Below are 18,335 nucleotides of genomic sequence, written 5' to 3' on the forward strand. Positions count from 1 at the left end.
GAGTCTGCCACGTGCCATTTGCGGCACTATTTGTCATATGAAGCGGCGGGAAATTGCTGGGCTAACGGCCTTGCCGCCATGACATTTTGATGGCGTGTCTGTCACGGTTATGTCACACAGCGGTCGTACAGTTCGATTCATTCCACAACCCCAAAGGTTTGATTCACATGAACAACTCTCGCACATTCGTACTCAGCAGCCTGGCTGGCTTGGCTATGTTCGGCCTGTCGGCCACCGCTTTCGCTCAAAGCGTAACAGGCGCTGGCGCCAGCTTTCCTGCCCCCCTTTATTCCAAATGGGCTGCTGATTACAACAAAGCCACGAACGTGCGCGTGAACTACCAATCGGTGGGCTCCAGTGCTGGCATGCGCCAGATCGAAGCCAAGACGGTTGATTTCGGTGCTTCTGATGCTCCCCTGACCGATGAAGACCTGGCCAAGAAAGGCCTGGTTCAGTTCCCCACTGTGGTGGGTGGCGTCATTCCAGTGGTCAACATTGTTGGCGTCAAGCCCGGCGAGATGAAGCTCGACGGCCGTGTACTGGGTGATATTTTCCTGGGTAAAATTACCAAATGGAATGACCCAGCCATCACTGCGCTGAACCCCGGCGTGAAGCTGCCTGACTCTGCCATCGCTCCTGTGCGTCGTGCAGACGGTTCCGGCACCACCTTCGCTTTTACCAACTACCTGAGCCAAGTCAGCCCAGATTGGAAGAGCAAGGTTGGCGAGGGCACGGCAGTGAACTGGCCTACCGGCGCGGGTGGTAAAGGCAATGAGGGCGTGGCCGCTTTCGTCGGTCGCCTGCCAAACTCCATTGGCTACGTGGAATATGCGTATGTCAAGCAAAACAAGATGACTTACGTGCAGCTGAAAAATGCTGCTGGCAAGTATGTGAATCCAGATGACTCAGCTTTCAAGGCTGCTGCTGCAGGAGCCGATTGGGCTAAATCGTTCAACCAGGTGCTGAACAACAAGCCGGGTGATGCTTCGTGGCCTATCACTACCGCTACTTACATCATCATGCACAAGACTCAGGACAAGCCCGCCCAAGCTGCGGAAGTGCTGAAGTTTTTTGAGTGGGTTTACGTCCAGGCTGACAAAACAGCCGCTGAACTGGACTACGTGCCCATGCCAGCCAGCGTGAAGGATTTGATCCGCCAGCGTGCATGGGGCGAGATCAAAGACGCTTCCGGTAAAGCCGTAGCTTACAAATAAAAAATAAGCCAACGGGTACCAATCCACTCACGAGCCGGACTTAGTTCCGGCTCTTTTATAAGTTTGGGTATAACGTCGTGTCTTCCACTCTTCCTGTCGGCGCCGATGGCTTTGCCAGACCAAACCAACGGCCCGGGGCTACCATGACCAATCCGCCCCCTGAGCGCAAGGCTCGAACTGGCGCAGGCACCGATCTGGTGTTCGCCTTCCTTACCAAAGGTGCAGCACTGCTCACCTTGTTTGTGCTGATCGCCATCATGGCTTCGCTGGTGGTGGGCGCCTGGCCGGCCATCACGCATTTCGGGCTCGGTTTTTTGACGAGCGCGAAATGGGATCCAGTGCAGCAGGAGTTCGGCGGCCTGGTGATGATTTACGGTACGCTGGTCACTTCGTTCATCGCGCTGCTGATCGCTGTTCCAGTGAGTTTCGGCATTGCGTTGTTCCTGACCGAGTTGGCACCCAGCTGGCTTAAGCGTCCATTGGGAACTGCCGTCGAATTGTTGGCCGCGATTCCTTCCATTGTTTACGGCATGTGGGGCTTGCTGGTGTTCGCCCCCATCCTCTCGACCTATGTGCAGCAGCCTTTGCAGCGCTGGTTTGGTGACTGGCCGGTGCTGGGTACCCTGTTTTCGGGGCCACCTGTCGGTATCGGTATCTTGTCTGCGGGCATTATTTTGGCCATCATGATCATCCCCTACATCGCTTCGGTGATGCGAGATGTCTTCGAGGTCACTCCTGCGCTGCTCAAAGAGTCTGCTTACGGCCTGGGTGCCACTACCTGGGAGGTTGTCTACAAGGTGGTGTTGCCTTACACCAAGGCGGGTGCCATTGGCGGCATCATGCTGGGCTTGGGGCGTGCCTTGGGGGAGACCATGGCGGTCACCTTCGTGATCGGTAATATGAACCAGCTGAATTCACTGAGTGTGTTCGAAGCAGCCAACTCCATTACCTCGGCACTTGCCAACGAGTTCGCTGAAGCGGGCCCCGGTTTGCATCAGGCTTCGTTGCTCTATCTGGGCTTGGTCCTGTTCTTCATCACCTTTGTGGTGTTGGCGCTCTCCAAGGTGCTTTTGTCCAAGCTGGCCAAAGGTGAAGGAACCAAAACATGAGTACCGCTCTCGCCTCCCAAAGCCGCCTGGCGATCTATCGCAAGCGTCAGATGGTCAACAAGATCGCTCTCACGCTCTCTTTGGCGGCCATGGCCTTCGGCCTGTTCTGGCTGACCTGGATTTTGTGGGAAACGCTGCGTCTGGGTCTGTCAGGGCTTAGCTGGTCCACTTTTTCTCAAGCAACACCTCCGCCCAATGCAGAGGGCGGCCTGATCAATGCGATTTACGGTTCTCTCATGATGGTGGGTGTGGCAACGCTGGTGGGTACGCCCATCGGTATCCTGGCCGGCATCTATCTGGTTGAATACAACCGTGGAAGCTGGCTGGGCACCGTGACTCGTTTTGTGAACGACATTCTGTTGTCGGCACCTTCCATCGTGATTGGCCTTTTTGTGTTTGAGGCTGCAGTGCGACCCTTCGGTGGTTTCTCCGGATGGGCCGGATCCATTGCCCTCGCGTTGATCGTCGTTCCTGTGGTGATCCGAACCACGGAAAACATGCTGCGCCTGATCCCACCAGGCTTGCGCGAAGCGGCCTATGCACTCGGTACGCCTAAATGGAAGGTGATTCTGAGCATTACGTTGCGTGCTGCCCGGGCTGGTGTTATCACCGGTATCCTGTTGGCGGTAGCCCGTATCGCTGGTGAGACCGCACCGCTTCTGTTTACCGCTCTGTCGAACCAGTTCTGGTCCGCTGATCTGTCTTCACCCATGGCCAGCTTGCCGGTAGTGATCTATCAGTTCGCGATGAGCCCTTACGAAAACTGGCAACACCTGGCCTGGACCGGTGTGCTCCTTATCACGATGGCTGTGCTTGGCTTGAACATCCTTGCGCGCTCGCTGTCCGGTAGCAAGAATTGAAATCGAGAGGTTCCTAGAATGTCCGCCGTCCTTGAAGCTCCTGTTGTTGCTGGAGGCACTATTGCCTCGGCAAATATGTCCAAACCGAAGATATCGGTGCGTAACCTGAATTTCTATTATGGAAAATTCCACGCACTCAAAAACATCAACCTTGATATCCCCGAGAAAAAGGTGACAGCGTTCATCGGCCCTTCGGGCTGCGGAAAATCCACGCTGTTGCGCATTTTTAACCGCATGTTCGAGCTCTATCCGGAGCAGCGCGCTGAAGGGCAGATCATGCTCGATGGCAACGATCTGCTGGACAAGAAAGTCGATGTAGCGCTGGTGCGCGCCAAAGTGGGCATGGTGTTCCAGAAGCCCACGCCATTTCCCATGTCGATCTACGACAACATCGCGTTCGGTGTTCGTCTGTTCGAGAAATTGAACAAGGGCGATATGGACGACCGCGTTGAATGGGCGCTCCGCAAGGCCGCGCTGTGGAACGAAGTCAAGGAAAAGCTTGGCCAGAACGGCAGCAGCCTCTCCGGCGGCCAGCAACAACGTTTGTGCATTGCGCGCGGCGTTGCCATCAAGCCTGAAGTGCTTCTGTTGGATGAGCCTTGCTCGGCACTGGATCCAATCTCCACCGGGAAGGTGGAAGAGTTGATCACAGAGCTGAAGGACGAGTACACCGTGGCCATCGTTACCCACAACATGCAACAGGCTGCCCGTGTGAGCGACTACACAGCCTACATGTACCTGGGTGATTTGATCGAATTCGGTGAAACCGAACAGATGTTCTTCAAGCCCAAGCGTAAAGAGACCGAGGACTACATCACGGGCCGTTTCGGTTAAGCGCCCGCACGGCGCAAGACCCCTAGGCAACGTGGCAATTCTCAGGAGAAGTATTCATGCACGAAAAGCATCTTTCCAGTCAATTCGATAGTGACCTCAACCGCGTGTCTACACGGGTGCTGGAGTTGGGGGGCTTGGTTGAATCACAAATTCGGCAAGCGATCTACGCGCTGTCTGAGTTCAGTACCGAGGTCGCAGACCAGGTGTTGGAAACGGAAATTCGCGTCAACTCCATGGAATTGGAAATTGACCGCGAACTCTCCAGCATCATTGCCCGCCGGCAGCCCACTGCGGTAGATCTCCGGCTGTTGCTGGCGATCTCCAAGACCACGGCTAACCTGGAGCGTGTGGGTGACGAGGCGAGCAAAATTGCACGCATGGTCAAATCCATCATTGATGCAGGGGCTGCGCGCTCGCTTCCAGCGGGTGAGCTGCGGGTAGCCGCAGATATGGCCGCTTCCCAACTGCGCAAGGCACTGGACGCATTTGCCCGCCTGGACGTGGTAGCTGCAGTGTCCATTCTCAAGGAAGACGATTACCTCGACCGGGAGTTTGATGGTTTTGTGCGCAAGCTCATCACCTACATGATGGAAGACCCGCGTACCATTTCGGCGAGCCTGGATCTGCTGTTCCTGGCCAAGGCGATTGAGCGCATTGGCGACCACGCGAAAAATATCGCTGAGTTCATCATCTACATCGTCAAAGGTGCCGACGTACGCCACGCTTCGATGGAAGAGGTGGAGTCAGCCGCCAGATGAACACTGCGGTCACTACGTTATGAGAACTATGCCCCGTGTACTAATCGTCGAGGACGAGGCCGCGATCGCGGAGTTGATCGCGGTGAACTTGCGCCACAACGGGTTCCAGCCCACGTGGGCCATGGACAGCGAAACGGCCCAGAGAGAACTTGATGCCGTGCTGCCCGATGTCATCTTGCTTGACTGGATGTTGCCCGGCGAAAGCGGATTGTCTTTGGCCAAAAAGTGGCGCAAGGATGCACGAACCAAGAGCGTGCCCATCCTCATGCTGACCGCTCGTGGCGACGAAGCGGACCGTGTAGCCGGGCTCGATGCGGGCGCGGATGACTACATCATCAAGCCGTTTTCCACCAAGGAAATGCTGGCGCGCATACGTGCCGTGCTGCGACGCCGGGCGCCGGAGCAGGCGGGTGGCTCGGTGGCCATTGGCGGGTTGCTGCTGGATGCTGCCACTCACCGCGTGTCCTATGATGGGCAGATGCTCAAGATGGGACCCACTGAATTCAAGCTGCTGCACTATCTGATGAAAAATGCAGAGCGGGTGCACAGCCGTGGCCAGCTGCTGGACAAGGTGTGGGGAGACCATGTCTTCATTGAAGAGCGTACAGTGGATGTACATGTCAAGCGCTTGCGCGAAGCACTGGGTGTTGCAGGCATCTTGATAGAAACCGTGCGCGGGGCTGGCTACCGCCTGACCGCTCAACCGTTGATCCAGATTCAAAGTCCACAGACGGCCACACCTTCTTGAGTTCTGTCAGGTTCATGCTGATTGCAAAAATTTTCTCCATCCTGCGTATGCCTGTGCAGGAATGTGGGAGTGCGCGCCCGAGATGATTTTCCGGCTTTGCATGTTCTTCGTTGCCCAGTTGCTGGGCGGCGTGCTGGGCTGGTTCCTGGGCGGTTGGCCGGGCGCTCTCATGGGCATGGTGATTGCCTCGACGGGCGTATTCATTGCCGATTCACTACGCGCTCAACTTTTCATTCGCTGGATCACGGAGCCTGATACCTCGAAACCGCCCATGCTGCATGGCCTGTGGGGGGAGGCGGCCTACCGTGCGCGCCGCGCACTGCGCGGGCTGGAAAAGAATGCGCATGACAGCAACCGGCGGCTAGAAGAGTTCCTGGAGGCCATTCAGGCTTCTCCCAATGGTGTGGTGCTGTTGGACCCGGAAGGCCGCATTGAATGGTGCAATGAAGCGGCTGCGGAGCATTTTGGCTTCGACGCTGAGCGCGACCGGCTGCAGCACATTGGCAATCTCGTGCGCCAACCCGCCTTTGCGGCCTACTATGCGGCCAAGACCTACGAACGGGACGTCAAGCTGATAGGCAACGGGGACAGCGCCACACATCCCGTGAAGTTGTCAGCGCAATTGCACCCCTATGGCGATGGCTACAAGCTCCTGCTCTCGCGAGATGTCACCGCGCTGGCGCAAGCCGAGGCCATGCGCCGCGATTTCGTGGCGAACGTCTCTCACGAGATTCGCACTCCGCTCACCGTGCTGGCGGGGTTCGTGGAGACTATGCAAAGCCTGCCGTTGTCAGAAGCTGAGCGGTCCACGTATTTGGCGCTCATGGCATCCCAGTCCGGGCGCATGGAGACCTTGGTTAACGATCTGCTCACGCTTTCGCAACTGGAGGGCAGCCCGCTCCCGGGGGCTGGCGAAATGGTGGATCTGAGCTCACTGATGGCTCAAAGCGAGACCGAAGCGCGCGGGCTTTCCCGGCTGCTGCATCCACCGGACAAGCGGCCTCAGACGCTGCAGTTTGCTCCAGCGCCAGATTTCATGCTGGCAGGTTCGGTGAGTGAGTTGCGCAGCGCAGCCTCGAATCTCATCAACAACGCGGTGCGCTATACCCCCGGCGGAGGCACTATCGACGTGCGCTGGGAACGCTTGCCAGATAATCGGGTACGGCTGGCCATTACAGATTCTGGCCCTGGCATTGCCCCGGAGCATTTGCCCAGGTTGGCTGAGCGTTTTTATCGCGTGGACCGGAGCCGCTCGCGCGAATCAGGGGGGACCGGGCTGGGGCTGGCCATCACCAAGCACGTGGCGCAGCGCCACGGCGGAGAATTGCAGATCACCAGCCAATTGGGCAAAGGCTCCTGCTTTGCATTAGTTTTTCCAGCTCAGCGCGTTCGCGAAGTGCAGGCTTCATCAAGCCCTAACTGACCGCTGGGTCACGCGCCGCAATAGCCCAAGGAAAATAGTCGCTACCAGGGCCGTGGCGCCTGCGCTGGCCATCCAGAATGCGCTCGGCGCAGACATGGCTGACCATGGCCCCAAGCCGTTGAAAGCCAGGTAATAGCCTCCCACGAGGCCTAGTCCCCAGAGAAACAGGCAATAGATCAGTAGCGGCGCCAGGACCATGCGGTAGCTGCGCAGCACGAAAACGCTCACGGCCTGGATGGCGTCCCCAAGGTGGTAGAGCGCCACCAAAGTGAGCAACCCGGAAGTCATGGCGATGATGGCGGGCTGGTCAACATACAGCGCTGCAAGAGGCCGGGCGAGAAGCGCTACGCCAGTGGCCAGGCAGAGGGCGATGGCGCCTGCTACCCATATACCCAGGAAGGCGGCACGGCGGGCTTTCATCTCATCGCCGGCGCCCAGCCAAAAACTTACCCGGGCGCTGGCGGCAATTCCCAGCGCAAGGGGCACCATGTAGAGAATGGCCGCGACGTTGGAAGCGATTTGATGGCTGGCGGCGGCCAAAGTGCCCAAGCGCGCAATGAACAGCGCCATCAAGGTGAAAGAAGTGACCTCCACCATGACCGCTAAGCCCGCAGGAATGCCCAGGCGAGCAAACCTGGCAATCTGGCTCCAATCCGGGCGTTCCATACGGCTCCAGATACCGTAAGGACGATAAAGGCGCTGTTTGCGCAGCAAATACACAGCCACTACCAAAAGCGCGTAGTTGACCAGCAGCGTGGCCCAGGCACAGCCAGCCGCACCTTGCGGTGCCAGCCCGGCCCCGCCAAAGGTGAACCAGATGGACAGCAGTATCTTCGGTAGCAAGGCGCCGATCTGCAATGACGACACCAATCTCGGCTGTCCCAGGCTCTGGTTGAGCGTGCTGAAAAGCCTGAACAGTAAGGCGGGGGGTAAAGCCCAGGCCAAAATAGCCAGGTACCTGCTCGCTTCCACCTGCAGTTCCGCAGGCACGCCCGTGGCGCGCAGCATGGGCCCGGGTGAGAGTAATACCACCATACCGACGAAGATGGTGAGCACGCACAAGTAAAGAGCCTGCCGCACCGAAGGGCCGACTTCCCCCTGCCGCTGGCCTCCGTGCAATTCCGCCCAGACCGGCAGCAAGGCTTGAATGATGCCCATCAAACCTACATAGACACTGATGTAGACCGCGGAGCCCACGGAAAGTGCTGCCAGTGCAGTCTCGGAATAACGCCCGGCGACCACCGTGTCGGTCACGCCGAAAGCCATGACTGCTAACTGGCCCACCAAGACGACGCCAGCATGTTGCGAAATTTGTTTGAGCTCCGCCAGTCTTCCTGCCGTAGGGGTAGGCTTGAGTCCGTCACTCATGGGTTTGCGCCGAATAGGGGGAGGAAAAAGGTGCTGAAATGGAAAAGGCGAGCGCGCCCCAGGCGCAGATGCGGTCAATCATCTATTTCTATTGGCTAAATCTCGATATCTATTAGCGAGAAGGCTCAGTGCGCTTGAAAAGCAGGAGTGTGTCGCTGATGTCCGTGGGTCGAGGCACTCGGTTCGTCAGTGACCATTGCGAGGGAGTGAATGCATATTGAAGCTCCTTCTCAGCATTCACATCCACCAACAACCAGGGGCAACCGTCGGTATCGCTGAGTGGACGTGGTGTCCAGCCCCCATGAAAACGCACGGCCGCCACTTGGGGCGAGCTGAATCCATACACTTGGACGCATGGTGCATCCCCGATGATCCTGCGTACCTCTCGCATCTGCGGTGCGAAACTGCGGGCGTAGTCCAGGGCTGGGAGCCACAAAGTCATCAAAAGTAGCCAGCACAGGGTGGCACCTGCTGCAGGGAGTACGAGGCTCTTCCACAAGGCCGTGCGATGGCGGCCAGTGCGCCAGCGGGCGAGCAATCCCCAGGCGAGCGTGCCAGCCAGTGCAGCAGCCAACGCCACCCATTGGAATACTGGCTCGAAACCGGGAGCCAGCCGGGCGACGTTAGCCGCCGGCTTTGGAGGTATGCCAGTTTGCAGTGAGAGCCAAACACCCCAGATCACAATCGCCCACGCGCTGAAAAAGAGCACTGTGAACCAATCGATGAAAGCGGATGCACTGCGCTTGAAGGTAGGTAATGCGAACGCTGCCAAGGCGGCCAACGCGGGCAACGCAAGCAAAAGCGAGCGATCTCCGGCGTGTGTGGCAATCGTACCGGCCACCGGCACCAAAGCCATGAAGAAAGGCAGGCCCAGATGACGGTGTTGCTGCATGTCAAGCAACTGATAGCGCCAACGCCAGAGTGTCCAGAGCACCAGAGGCCAGACTGGCCACGTAAACCATAGGAACAGACGCCCAAGAATGCGCCACCGGTCCCAGTTGGCCAGGGAGAGATCGAGGCTCCAGAGGAACAGATTGAAACGCAGGGCCAGAGCGATGCTGACAAGGGTGCTGATCAGAACGATGATCAAGGCCCGCCGGCGAATCTGCGCCTCCAGGTGCATCACGCGTGCGTTCAGCAGCCCGAGTAGGCTGACCACGCCATATATAAGGGCAATGGCGGGCGCCCCGGAAAGGGTGAGGCCCGGCAGGCCCACAAGGAGGGCAATCGTTGAACTCAATGGGCGAAACGGGATGACCGCAAACCCATAGAACACAATGGCTGTGAAGCAAAGCTGTGTCAGGGCGGGTGTTGTCTCGTGAGACAACTGTGCAAGGCCTAGAGTGGCAATTAAGGCCAGGAGACTCCCATCGGCCAGCGCCCGGGCGTAGTCGGTAGGTTCGGCTTCACCCCCAAAAGCAAAGGCGACCGGCTGCGCACCTGGGGTTCGCGCCAAGTAGTACACCGCATACCAGGTAGCCGCCAGCGTGAGGCTCAGCATCAGTCCGAACGGAACCCGGGCCGCAAAATCAGGCGCCACCCAGGCGGGGGCCAGTTGCATGGCCCACGCGCCAATCCAATAGGGCAGCAAGGCGGAGGTGTCAGCGGGAATACCCATCAGGGTGGGATTCAGCCAAGTCTGCCATTGCTGCGACCCCAGCATTTCGAGCATGTACCCGAATGATGCAATGTCAGCGTTTTTCCAGGGTTCACGGCCAATATAGCCGGGCAGCACGTAAACCACGCACAGCAGCAACAAGGCCCAGCGCGGCAGGCGGCGCACGGCGTCTTGCGTAACGAGGGCGGGACTAGGCTGGTTCAAGTGAAATGTTCGGAAGGGAAACCGAGCGATTTTGCCGGATTGGCTCGAGGGTGTCTGCGGAGCGAGCCAGGGCGTGCGTTGCCGGTCAACGGGAGCGCATGATACTTCGTTAACCGGAGTATGGCGCCATTCCTATTGTCGGCCTGTTTGGCCTTGTTTTCGCTGGCGGCTTGGGCGCAGGTAGATAGTCCTGGAGCCGAGCGCCAGTTGCGCAGATCGATGTCACAAATATCGTCTGCCCAGGTATCTGCCGGGACGGGTGTAACGCCACCCGCCACCCTCATTCCGTTCGTTGATGCACACGCGCACCTCAACGATCCCGCCATGCAGCTGGAGCTGATGAAGCGCTGGGGCGCCAGCCATGCGGTGGTGTTCTGGGGTGGGCGCAGCAGCAATGAATCGGTCGCGGAGGCTGCGCGGGCCTTTCCTGGTCAATTGATACCCTTCGCGTCGATCTCACCGGAACGCACGGCTTACCGACCAGCTTGGGTTCAGTTCGACGATGGGTTGCTCAAGCAGCTCGATGCTTTGCTAGCCACGGGTTCGTTCAAGGGTATTGGTGAGATCTCTGCCGTACATTTTCCGTCAACCGGCTTCGATGAGACCGATTTCAGTCTGTTGGGTCCTATGGTCACGGGTATTTTGGAGTTGGCACGTAAGTACAAGGTGCCCGTGATGTTGCACGTGGAGAGCACCCATATGGCAGAACTTGGCCAATTGCTGGCGCGCTTTCCTGATGTGCCGGTGATCTGGGCCCATGGCGGGTACACGCCGCTTTTTCTGGCGCGCCGCATGCTCGAACGCCACCCCAATTTGTACTATGAACTGAGCGCCCGCACCTGGCCGCACCACCCACGCTCGCCAGACTACACCATCCTGCGCGATGGTCAGCAGGTCTGGCCCGAGTGGTTGCGTTTGATTGAAGCGATGCCACAGCGCTTCATGGTGGGTACCGACGCGAGCAATCGCTCGGCGTCAGCAGATGCGATGAAGTTTGCGAGTGTGCAAAATTTCCTGGCTCAGCTTTCACCGGCCGCACGTGAGCAAGTGGGTAGCGGCACGCTACTCAAGCTGGTGGGGGTTCGGCCTTGAAAAATACGAACGTGCATTCTTATACAGCGCGTTCGGCGTAGGCCTGGGGCCACGCCCTAGCCTACGTTTTATTTGAGCGATTGCCCTTCTTCGGGTGCCCGGGTGAATTGCATTTTTCGGATTTTCTTCCGAGCCAGAAATGCAAGATTGGGATGGCTCGGGCAGCGCATTGAAGTTACGGTGTGTAGTGGGAATTGCATCAGAGGCCATTTCCATTTGGCTGACTGTCTTGCCCCAAGCAAGGCGGTCTGATGAGTAGGTCAAACCACACACCGGAGGGCTCGTGAACAATCCCGCGATTTGCTTGAAACCCCTGATGAAAGTCGAGGCAGTCCTTGTCTCGTCACGCGTCTCTGGTGACGAATTGCCGGAGACGCGAGAAGAGGATGAGCGTGCTGCCGAGAGGATGAGTGATCTCTCCAGGATGGCCTCTGCCGCACACGAACAAGCCATCACCGAGATTGAAGCCAGGGCGCGGTAGATATCCAGGAATCTTCGCTGCAGAAGGCTCCTAGCCTGGTCCTTGCGAGGGCGCAAATCACAAGTTGACCGCATTCATTCAAGGATGAGGCTTTGCGCTGGCCAAGCGCTAACAAGGTAGTGCTCATCTGCATGGCGTGCAGGGCAGGCTTCTACCAAAACCGGACGACTGAGCAACGTTGTTTTGCAGGTTTCGGATAGTGCGCGAGCGTTCTCATCGCCACACTCTAAATACCCCATGAAGGTCGGATTAAGTTCCTTCCACTTTGATGCCCGGACGCGCTGCGGCGCTCTTTCCGTTAGAAAAACTGGAGACAACATCAATGAGCTACAACATCGCGCTCAACTTCGAGGACGGCGTCACCCGCTTCGTCGAATGCGGCGGTCATGAGTCCGTCGTAGACGCAGCTTACCGCCAGGGAATCAATATCCCGATGGACTGCCGGGAAGGCGCCTGTTCTACCTGCAAGTGCCGTGTGGAGTCTGGTGAGTACCTTCTTGGTGACTACATCGAGGATGCGCTGAGTCAAGACGAAGCCGATCGCGGTTATGCGCTGGCCTGCCAGATGCGCCCCAAGACAGATTGCGTCGTGTTGGTCGGATCCAGTTCAGCGGCGTGCAGCACCAAGCAAGAAGTTTTTACCACCAGCATCACTGAGGTGCGTCGGCTGTCTGACAGCACTTTCGCATTGGAGCTGCAGGGTGAGGGGCTGAAGTCGCTGAATTTCCTGCCTGGGCAATACGCCAATCTCGACGTTCCGGGTGAAGGTGGACATCACCGCTCGTATTCGTTCAGCAGCATGGGTGCTGACGAAGGGCGCGCACGCTTTTTGATTCGCAATGTGCCTGGAGGGCTGATGAGCGGTTATCTGAAGGAGCGTGCCCAAGTGGGCGCGACGTTGACCATGACAGGCCCGTTCGGAAGCTTCTACCTGCGCAAGTTGGAGCGACCAGTATTGATGTTGGCGGGCGGCACTGGCCTGGCTCCGTTTCTTGCGATGTTGGACAAGCTTGCGAGCAATGGTGGTTTGGCTCATCCGACTCACCTGATCTACGGCGTCAACACGGACCGCGACATCGTCGAGCAAGACACGCTGGATGACTTCACAAACCGCCTGCCAAATTTCACCTATTCAATTGTTGTGGTCGATGCCAATAGTGAGCAGCCCAAGAAGGGCTATGTCACACACCACATCACGTCTGAGCATTTGAACGAAGGCAACGTCGATATCTATCTGTGCGGACCGCCTCCCATGGTCGAAGCCGTGGCGCAGCACTTGCGTGATGTCGACGTGAAGTCGGTCTCATTCCATTTTGAGAAGTTCAACGCCAGCATCAGCTGAGAGGAGCACGTATGCACACGAGTACCCAGCCGATGGACTGGAGCGATAGCCTCCTGGTAGGTCACCCTGCCATGGACTGCGAGCATCAGGCATTCACGCGCTGTGTCAATGCCATGTTGACTGCAGGTGATGCCCACTTCGCGGAAGCACTGCAGGCCATGGCCGAGCACTTGGCCGAGCACTTCGCGTTGGAAGAACGGCTGATCGACGAACACCGCTTTCCCGCCGGTGCTTGCCATGCCGAAGAGCATGCCAAAGTGCGTGCTTCGGTGCGCGAGGTACAGGCACTGGTTGCGGCGGGCGACATGGAGATTGGACGTGAACTCGCTCAGGCACTGGTTGACTGGTTCCCGGGCCACGCCGAACAAATGGATTCAGCCCTTGCTATCTGGGTTGCCCGCAAGACATTGGGCGGCGCACCCGTGGTACTGCGACGCGACCTGCGCGCGCTGGCCCCTTCCGCATGATCCGCACCCCTCAAAAAACTCAACCACTGTGAAAGGGAGACTCCCATGACCACGATCGCCAGAAGCGCGCAGGATTGGCGCAGCTTCGTTACTGATAGCCTGGATTTTCGGCCTGAGGATCGCGCCTACCGCGTCTCGCGTCAAATGTTCACTGAGCCGGATCTGTTTGACCTGGAGATGGAACTCATCTTTGAGAAGAACTGGATCTATGCCTGCCACGAGAGTGAGGTCAGCCAGCCGCATGACTACATCACCATGCAGGCAGGTCGTCAGCCCATCATCATCACGCGCGGCGGTGATGGCAATCTGAATGCGCTGGTCAATGCCTGCGCGCACCGTGGCGCTACGCTGACGCGTGTTTCACGCGGCCACCAGAGCACCTTTGTCTGCTCGTTCCACGCCTGGACATTTCGCTCCGATGGCAAGCTTCTCAAGGTCAAGGCCCCGAGCGAATACCCTGAGGGGTTCGATCTTTCCAATCGCAACCTGAAGAAGGCGCGCGTGGCCAGCTACAAGGGCTTCGTGTTCGTGAACCTGGACACCGAGGGCACAGTTTCTCTGGAGGACTATCTTGGTGACGCCAAGGTTTTCCTGGACTTGATGGTCGCCCAGTCACCCACAGGTGAGTTGGAGGTGCTGCCGGGCAAGGGGCGCTACACCTTCGCAGGTAATTGGAAGCTGCAAAACGAGAATGGTCTGGACGGCTATCACGTCAGTACCGTGCATTACAACTACGTGGCCACAGTGCAGCACCGCTTGGAGATCAACGCCAAGAAGGGTGCCGAAGTGCCCAACACCCTGGACTACCGCAAGCTCGGCGCTGGGGATTCGCAGACTGACGACGGTTGGTTCTCATTCAAGCACGGTCACAGCGTGCTGTTCAGCGAAATGCCCAACCCTGAGGTGCGACCCGGCTACGCGACCATCATGCCGCGCCTGGTCAAGGAGTACGGTGAAAAGAAAGCTGCGTGGATGATGCAGAGGCTGCGTAACCTCAACGTCTACCCCAGCCTGTTCTTCATGGATCAGATCAGCTCGCAGCTGCGCATCATCCGGCCCGTTGCTCACAACAAAACAGAAATCCTCAGCCAGTGTATTGGCGTCAAAGGCGAGTCGGACAAGGACCGCGAGAACCGCATCCGTCAGTTCGAGGATTTCTTCAACGTCTCGGGCATGGGCACCCCAGACGACCTGACCGAATTCCGCGAAGCGCAGCGAGGGTTCCAGGGCCGTATGGAACGCTGGAACGATATCTCCCGTGGTTGCGATAAATGGATCAAAGGCACTACGCCGAACGCCGAAGTGCTGGGTATTCAGCCGGTGCTGACCGGGGGCGAGTTGACCCATGAAGGTCTATACGTGAACCAGCACTCCGCTTGGCGAGATTCGTTGCTGCGTGGGCTGGATCAGAAGATCAAACAAAGCGAAGGAGCTAAATGATGAGCGGTGATCTACAACTCTCCGTGGAACGATTCCTCTACCGCAAGGCGGATCTATGTGACCGGCGGCAGTGGGTGGACTACCTGGAACTGTTCGATGAGGAGTCAGAGTTCCACATTCCTCAGTGGGACTCCGAGCATGTCTACACCACCGACCCAAAACGCGGGATGTCGCTGATGTACTACCCAAATCGTGCAGGCTTGGAAGACCGCGTTTTCCGCCTGGGCACAGGAAAGTCGGCGGCCTCAACACCTATGCCGCGAACCTTGCATGCAGTCAATAACGTGCTGGTTCGTGAGGTGTCGGATTCACAGCTGGAAGTCAGCTGCAAATGGACTACACACATCTACCGCTTCGGCGAAGCCAGCATGTTTTTTGGTGATGTCAACTACAAGCTCAAACCAGCCGGTGGCAGCTGGACCATCCTGAAAAAGCACGTGATCCTGATGAACGACACCATCGATTCGGTGCTGGACTTCTATCACGTCTGACCGACAAAAAGAAAAGTAGGAGACAAGTCATGCGACAGATTGATGTCAACAAACTGGCCGATGAAGCCAAGTTCAACCGCTTTCATGGGCTGGTGCTGTTCTGGTGCGCCATGGTCATCATTTTCGATGGCTACGATCTGGCTGTGGCCGGAATTGCGCTTCCTTCCATCATGAAGGGAATGGGCGTAGACGCGACGCAAGCGGGTTTCATGGTCAGCTCAGCACTGTTCGGCATGATGTTTGGCAACATCATCTTCGGTGCAGTGGCCGACCGCATTGGCCGCCGCCTGGTCATTGTGCTGTGTATCTTGATGTTCAGCGTTTTCACGGCCGCTGCGGGTTTGATGACGGAGCCCATCAGCTTCTCAGCCATGCGTTTCCTGGCCGGTGTGGGTATCGGGGGGGTGATGCCGAACGTCATCGCGCAAATGACCGAATACTCGCCGCTCAAGATGCGCGCCACACTGGTGACTTTGATGTTCTCGGGCTATTCAGTCGGCGGCATGCTCGCAGCCTTGTTGGGCAAAGGACTGATCGAAGTCTATGGCTGGCAGGCTGTGTTCATTGCGGCGGTGGCGCCCGTGGTGCTGCTGCCGTTGGTGCTCAAGCAGATGCCTGAGTCCATGGCCTTTCTGCATCGCAAAGGCCGCATTGAAGAGCTGAAGCGCACGATTGCGCGCCTGTCACCCGGCTATGTGCCACAGGCCGACGACCAGTTCGTATTCAATGCAGTGGGCAAGCCAAAAGCGGAGAACCAATCCTCGTTCGGCGCGCTGTTCGCTGATGGCCGTGGCTTTTCGACGCTCATGCTTTGGCTCAGTTGTTTCATGTGTCTGTTCATGGTCTATGCGCTCAGCTCCTGGCTGACCAAGCTCATGGCCCAGGCCGGTTACAGCCTGGGTTCGGCCTTGACCTTCGTGCTGGTGTTGAATTTCGGCGCCATGATCGGTGCGATTGGCGGAGGCTGGCTTGCCGATCGATTCCACATCAAGTACGTTCTGGCTTTCATGTTCGCACTGGCGGCCGTCGCGATCACACTGCTGGGCTACCCGATGTCAACCGGCGTGCTATTCCTGATTGTTGGAGTGGCCGGTGCCACCACCATCGGCACGCAGATCGTGATTTGCGCCTACTGCGGTCAGTTCTACCCAATGGCCTGCCGCTCCACCGGCATTGGTCTGATGCTGGGCGTGGGCAGGGCCGGCGCGATTCTCGCACCCATCGCGATTGGCATCATCGTGGGTATGAAACTGCCGTTAGAGCAGAACTTCATGGCCATCTCGATCCCGGCTGCGATCGCTGTTCTCACCATCTTGCTGGTCAACCATAGTCGCTCCGACCTTGTGCGGCAACAGCAAGCGTCAGGGCAAGGCGAGGCCCGAATTCCCATGGGGCAACCTGCCGGCGCGCACAAATAGCGAGAGAGAACGGGGGGAGAATAGGCAAGGGGCGGTGCGCTGTAGTGCGCACCGCCCCTCTCTTTTATGTGGTCGGGGGCACGCTAATGCTCAATCGTCGCGCTGCCCTGCCGTATGGCGTGGCAGCTCGCCGAACCGCTCCAGGTAGTAAGAGGCGAAGCGGCCCAGATTGCCGAATCCAGCCTCCAGTGCCGTTTCGGTCACGCCGGCCTGAGGGTTCAACCGCAGTTTGTGGCGCACGGAGTCCAGCCGGAGGTTGCGCAGCGCATCCATGGGTGTGGTTCCAAGGTGCCGGTTACTGAGCGAGTTGAGTGTACGTACGCTGACACCCGCTGCTGCTGCAATGTCAGCCAGGGACAGCGGGGCTGACATATTCTCCTGCATGAAACGCAGCGCTCCGTCTATGCGACGAGCCTCCTCGCTCATGCCGGCACGGTCATGATCGGGCGCCGGGGTAAGCGGACTGGTCGCGAGCGAGTCGCGGCCCTGGTGCGCCAGCGCGAACAAGGCCACGTTGCGTTCCAGATCGTCCAGCCAAAGGGAGCTCAATCCTGCGTCTGTAGGCAGGCGCATCACTCCCAGTACCGATTGCATCAACACCTCCCACTGCGGCGTGAGCGCGGAGGGAATCAGGCAGCCTGGTGCGAAGTCCAGCTTGTCTCGACCCAGGCGTTCAAGCACCTCATGGACCAGCGCGTGAGGCAGCTTCAGGATCAATTGTTCGGTGCCAGCGTGCCAGCGCAGTTGAATGGCGTGCTTGGGTGCGATCAATGCCGCCCGTCCTTCAGCGACTTCGATTCGTTGGCCATCGGACTCCACTTCGGCAGCTCCGCGCAGCGACATATGCACGAGCACAAAGTCCTCGAACGGGCGCGGTGTGATTTCCACTTCTGCGCCGTAGCGCAACACGTAGGCTTCCAGGCGCCGTACGCGGCCTTTGTACATGGCTGCGTCCACGGCGCCACGCTTCCAGGCGATCGTGTGTTCAGCCAGTTCTTGCGCAACTTGCCAATGCGAGAGAGACCGCTCCTCCGAATGGAAGACACGGTTCTGGTAAATGGGTAGCAAGGCTTCTGAGCCTCTTCGAAGCAGCATGCCGGTTTCCTTCATCGTGGCCGGCGGCGTGGACCTGCCGGCTATTTGTATTGGCGGGCCCCATTTATGCGAAACGTACTCCCGGACCTGCCTGACGCAGATTCTCCCGGGTACGCGTCGGGATCGCCTAGGAACTTACCCGATGAAAAAAGACGATGAATGCTGTTTTTGACCGAAGCTGTAGGTTAATTGCAAGAATCGGCCAAAAAATTCACCCGGATTGCCGAAATCGGATGATTCGGATTTCGCACGAAACAACGGCTTCGCCATGTCGTCCAGGACGCCTACAGGGGCCTTCCGGGGTACCGCCACGCGCGTTTCGGTAGGTGCGAACGGCATCGCGCCACACCCAAATCGTGGCCCACAACCCGCT

At 58.2% G+C, this 18,335-nt stretch carries 17 protein-coding genes; 14 read left to right on the forward strand and 3 right to left on the reverse strand.

All coding sequences use genetic code 11. From position 1 onward, the window contains the following. Positions 1 to 167 precede the first annotated feature (167 nt). The 7 genes from pstS to phoR all read left to right on the forward strand — a co-directional run bounded on the left by pstS (position 168) and on the right by phoR (position 6,946). A complete protein-coding gene (gene pstS, locus G518_RS0109500) occupies positions 168 to 1,214 on the forward strand; it encodes a phosphate ABC transporter substrate-binding protein PstS (RefSeq protein ID WP_028602334.1) in 1,047 nt (348 codons plus the stop codon). A 143-nt stretch (positions 1,215 to 1,357) separates the two neighbouring features. Continuing rightward, on the forward strand, positions 1,358 to 2,323 hold the full coding sequence (gene pstC / locus G518_RS0109505) for a phosphate ABC transporter permease subunit PstC (protein WP_036594191.1): 966 nt from the start codon (positions 1,358 to 1,360) through the stop codon (positions 2,321 to 2,323). Beyond that, on the forward strand, positions 2,320 to 3,183 hold the full coding sequence (gene pstA, locus G518_RS0109510) for a phosphate ABC transporter permease PstA (RefSeq protein ID WP_028602336.1): 864 nt from the start codon (positions 2,320 to 2,322) through the stop codon (positions 3,181 to 3,183). The genes pstC and pstA overlap by 4 nt, the downstream gene beginning before the upstream one ends. A 75-nt stretch (positions 3,184 to 3,258) precedes the next feature. After that, complete coding sequence (gene pstB, locus G518_RS0109515; RefSeq protein ID WP_036594276.1) at positions 3,259 to 4,017, forward strand: phosphate ABC transporter ATP-binding protein PstB; 759 nt, start codon at positions 3,259 to 3,261, stop codon at positions 4,015 to 4,017. Between the two features lie 56 nt (positions 4,018 to 4,073). Then, entirely contained in the window at positions 4,074 to 4,775 is a 702-nt protein-coding gene (gene phoU, locus G518_RS0109520; RefSeq protein ID WP_028602338.1) for a phosphate signaling complex protein PhoU, read from the forward strand. A 19-nt stretch (positions 4,776 to 4,794) separates the two neighbouring features. After that, a complete protein-coding gene (phoB, locus tag G518_RS0109525; RefSeq protein WP_028602339.1) occupies positions 4,795 to 5,523 on the forward strand; it encodes a phosphate regulon transcriptional regulator PhoB in 729 nt (242 codons plus the stop codon). 100 nt (positions 5,524 to 5,623) lie between these two features. After that, positions 5,624 to 6,946: a phosphate regulon sensor histidine kinase PhoR gene (phoR, locus tag G518_RS0109530; protein ID WP_245597936.1), complete on the forward strand. Its 1,323-nt coding sequence runs from the start codon at positions 5,624 to 5,626 to the stop codon at positions 6,944 to 6,946. Here the strand turns inward: phoR and G518_RS0109535 are convergent. Continuing rightward, positions 6,932 to 8,314: an MATE family efflux transporter gene (locus tag G518_RS0109535; protein WP_211231693.1), complete on the reverse strand. Its 1,383-nt coding sequence runs from the start codon at positions 8,312 to 8,314 to the stop codon at positions 6,932 to 6,934. The genes phoR and G518_RS0109535 overlap by 15 nt on opposite strands. Before the next feature lie 112 nt (positions 8,315 to 8,426). Continuing rightward, positions 8,427 to 10,136 carry a hypothetical protein gene (locus G518_RS0109545; RefSeq protein ID WP_028602342.1) on the reverse strand — a complete coding sequence of 570 codons (1,710 nt, stop codon included), beginning with the start codon at positions 10,134 to 10,136 and terminating at the stop codon, positions 8,427 to 8,429. Positions 10,137 to 10,256: 120 nt separating this feature from the next. On the opposite strand from G518_RS0109545, the gene G518_RS0109550 reads away from it, so the two are divergent. From G518_RS0109550 to G518_RS0109580, 7 genes are all read left to right on the forward strand, one after another. After that, complete coding sequence (locus tag G518_RS0109550; protein WP_028602343.1) at positions 10,257 to 11,228, forward strand: amidohydrolase family protein; 972 nt, start codon at positions 10,257 to 10,259, stop codon at positions 11,226 to 11,228. A gap of 316 nt (positions 11,229 to 11,544) precedes the next feature. Then, positions 11,545 to 11,709, forward strand: coding sequence for a hypothetical protein (locus G518_RS39900; protein ID WP_156909331.1), 165 nt, complete (start codon positions 11,545 to 11,547; stop codon positions 11,707 to 11,709). 322 nt (positions 11,710 to 12,031) lie between these two features. Then, positions 12,032 to 13,051 carry a benzoate 1,2-dioxygenase electron transfer component BenC gene (gene benC, locus G518_RS0109560; RefSeq protein WP_028602344.1) on the forward strand — a complete coding sequence of 340 codons (1,020 nt, stop codon included), beginning with the start codon at positions 12,032 to 12,034 and terminating at the stop codon, positions 13,049 to 13,051. Between the two features lie 11 nt (positions 13,052 to 13,062). Continuing rightward, positions 13,063 to 13,518: a bacteriohemerythrin gene (locus tag G518_RS0109565; RefSeq protein WP_028602345.1), complete on the forward strand. Its 456-nt coding sequence runs from the start codon at positions 13,063 to 13,065 to the stop codon at positions 13,516 to 13,518. A 45-nt stretch (positions 13,519 to 13,563) separates the two neighbouring features. Further along, the gene (antA, locus tag G518_RS0109570) at positions 13,564 to 14,958 is read left to right on the forward strand and encodes an anthranilate 1,2-dioxygenase large subunit (protein ID WP_028602346.1); all 1,395 of its coding nucleotides are present in this window, start codon (positions 13,564 to 13,566) and stop codon (positions 14,956 to 14,958) included. Next, positions 14,955 to 15,449, forward strand: coding sequence for an anthranilate 1,2-dioxygenase small subunit (gene antB / locus G518_RS0109575; protein WP_211231694.1), 495 nt, complete (start codon positions 14,955 to 14,957; stop codon positions 15,447 to 15,449). The genes antA and antB overlap by 4 nt, the downstream gene beginning before the upstream one ends. 29 nt (positions 15,450 to 15,478) lie before the next feature. Beyond that, positions 15,479 to 16,867 carry an MFS transporter gene (locus G518_RS0109580; protein ID WP_028602348.1) on the forward strand — a complete coding sequence of 463 codons (1,389 nt, stop codon included), beginning with the start codon at positions 15,479 to 15,481 and terminating at the stop codon, positions 16,865 to 16,867. Positions 16,868 to 16,957: 90 nt separating this feature from the next. Here the strand turns inward: G518_RS0109580 and G518_RS0109585 are convergent, their stop codons facing one another. Then, the gene (locus G518_RS0109585) at positions 16,958 to 17,962 is read right to left on the reverse strand and encodes an AraC family transcriptional regulator (RefSeq protein WP_028602349.1); all 1,005 of its coding nucleotides are present in this window, start codon (positions 17,960 to 17,962) and stop codon (positions 16,958 to 16,960) included. Positions 17,963 to 18,335: the final 373 nt, after the last annotated feature.

This window comes from Ottowia thiooxydans DSM 14619 (assembly GCF_000422885.1).
GTDB classification, from domain to species: Bacteria; Pseudomonadota; Gammaproteobacteria; order Burkholderiales; family Burkholderiaceae_C; genus Ottowia; species Ottowia thiooxydans.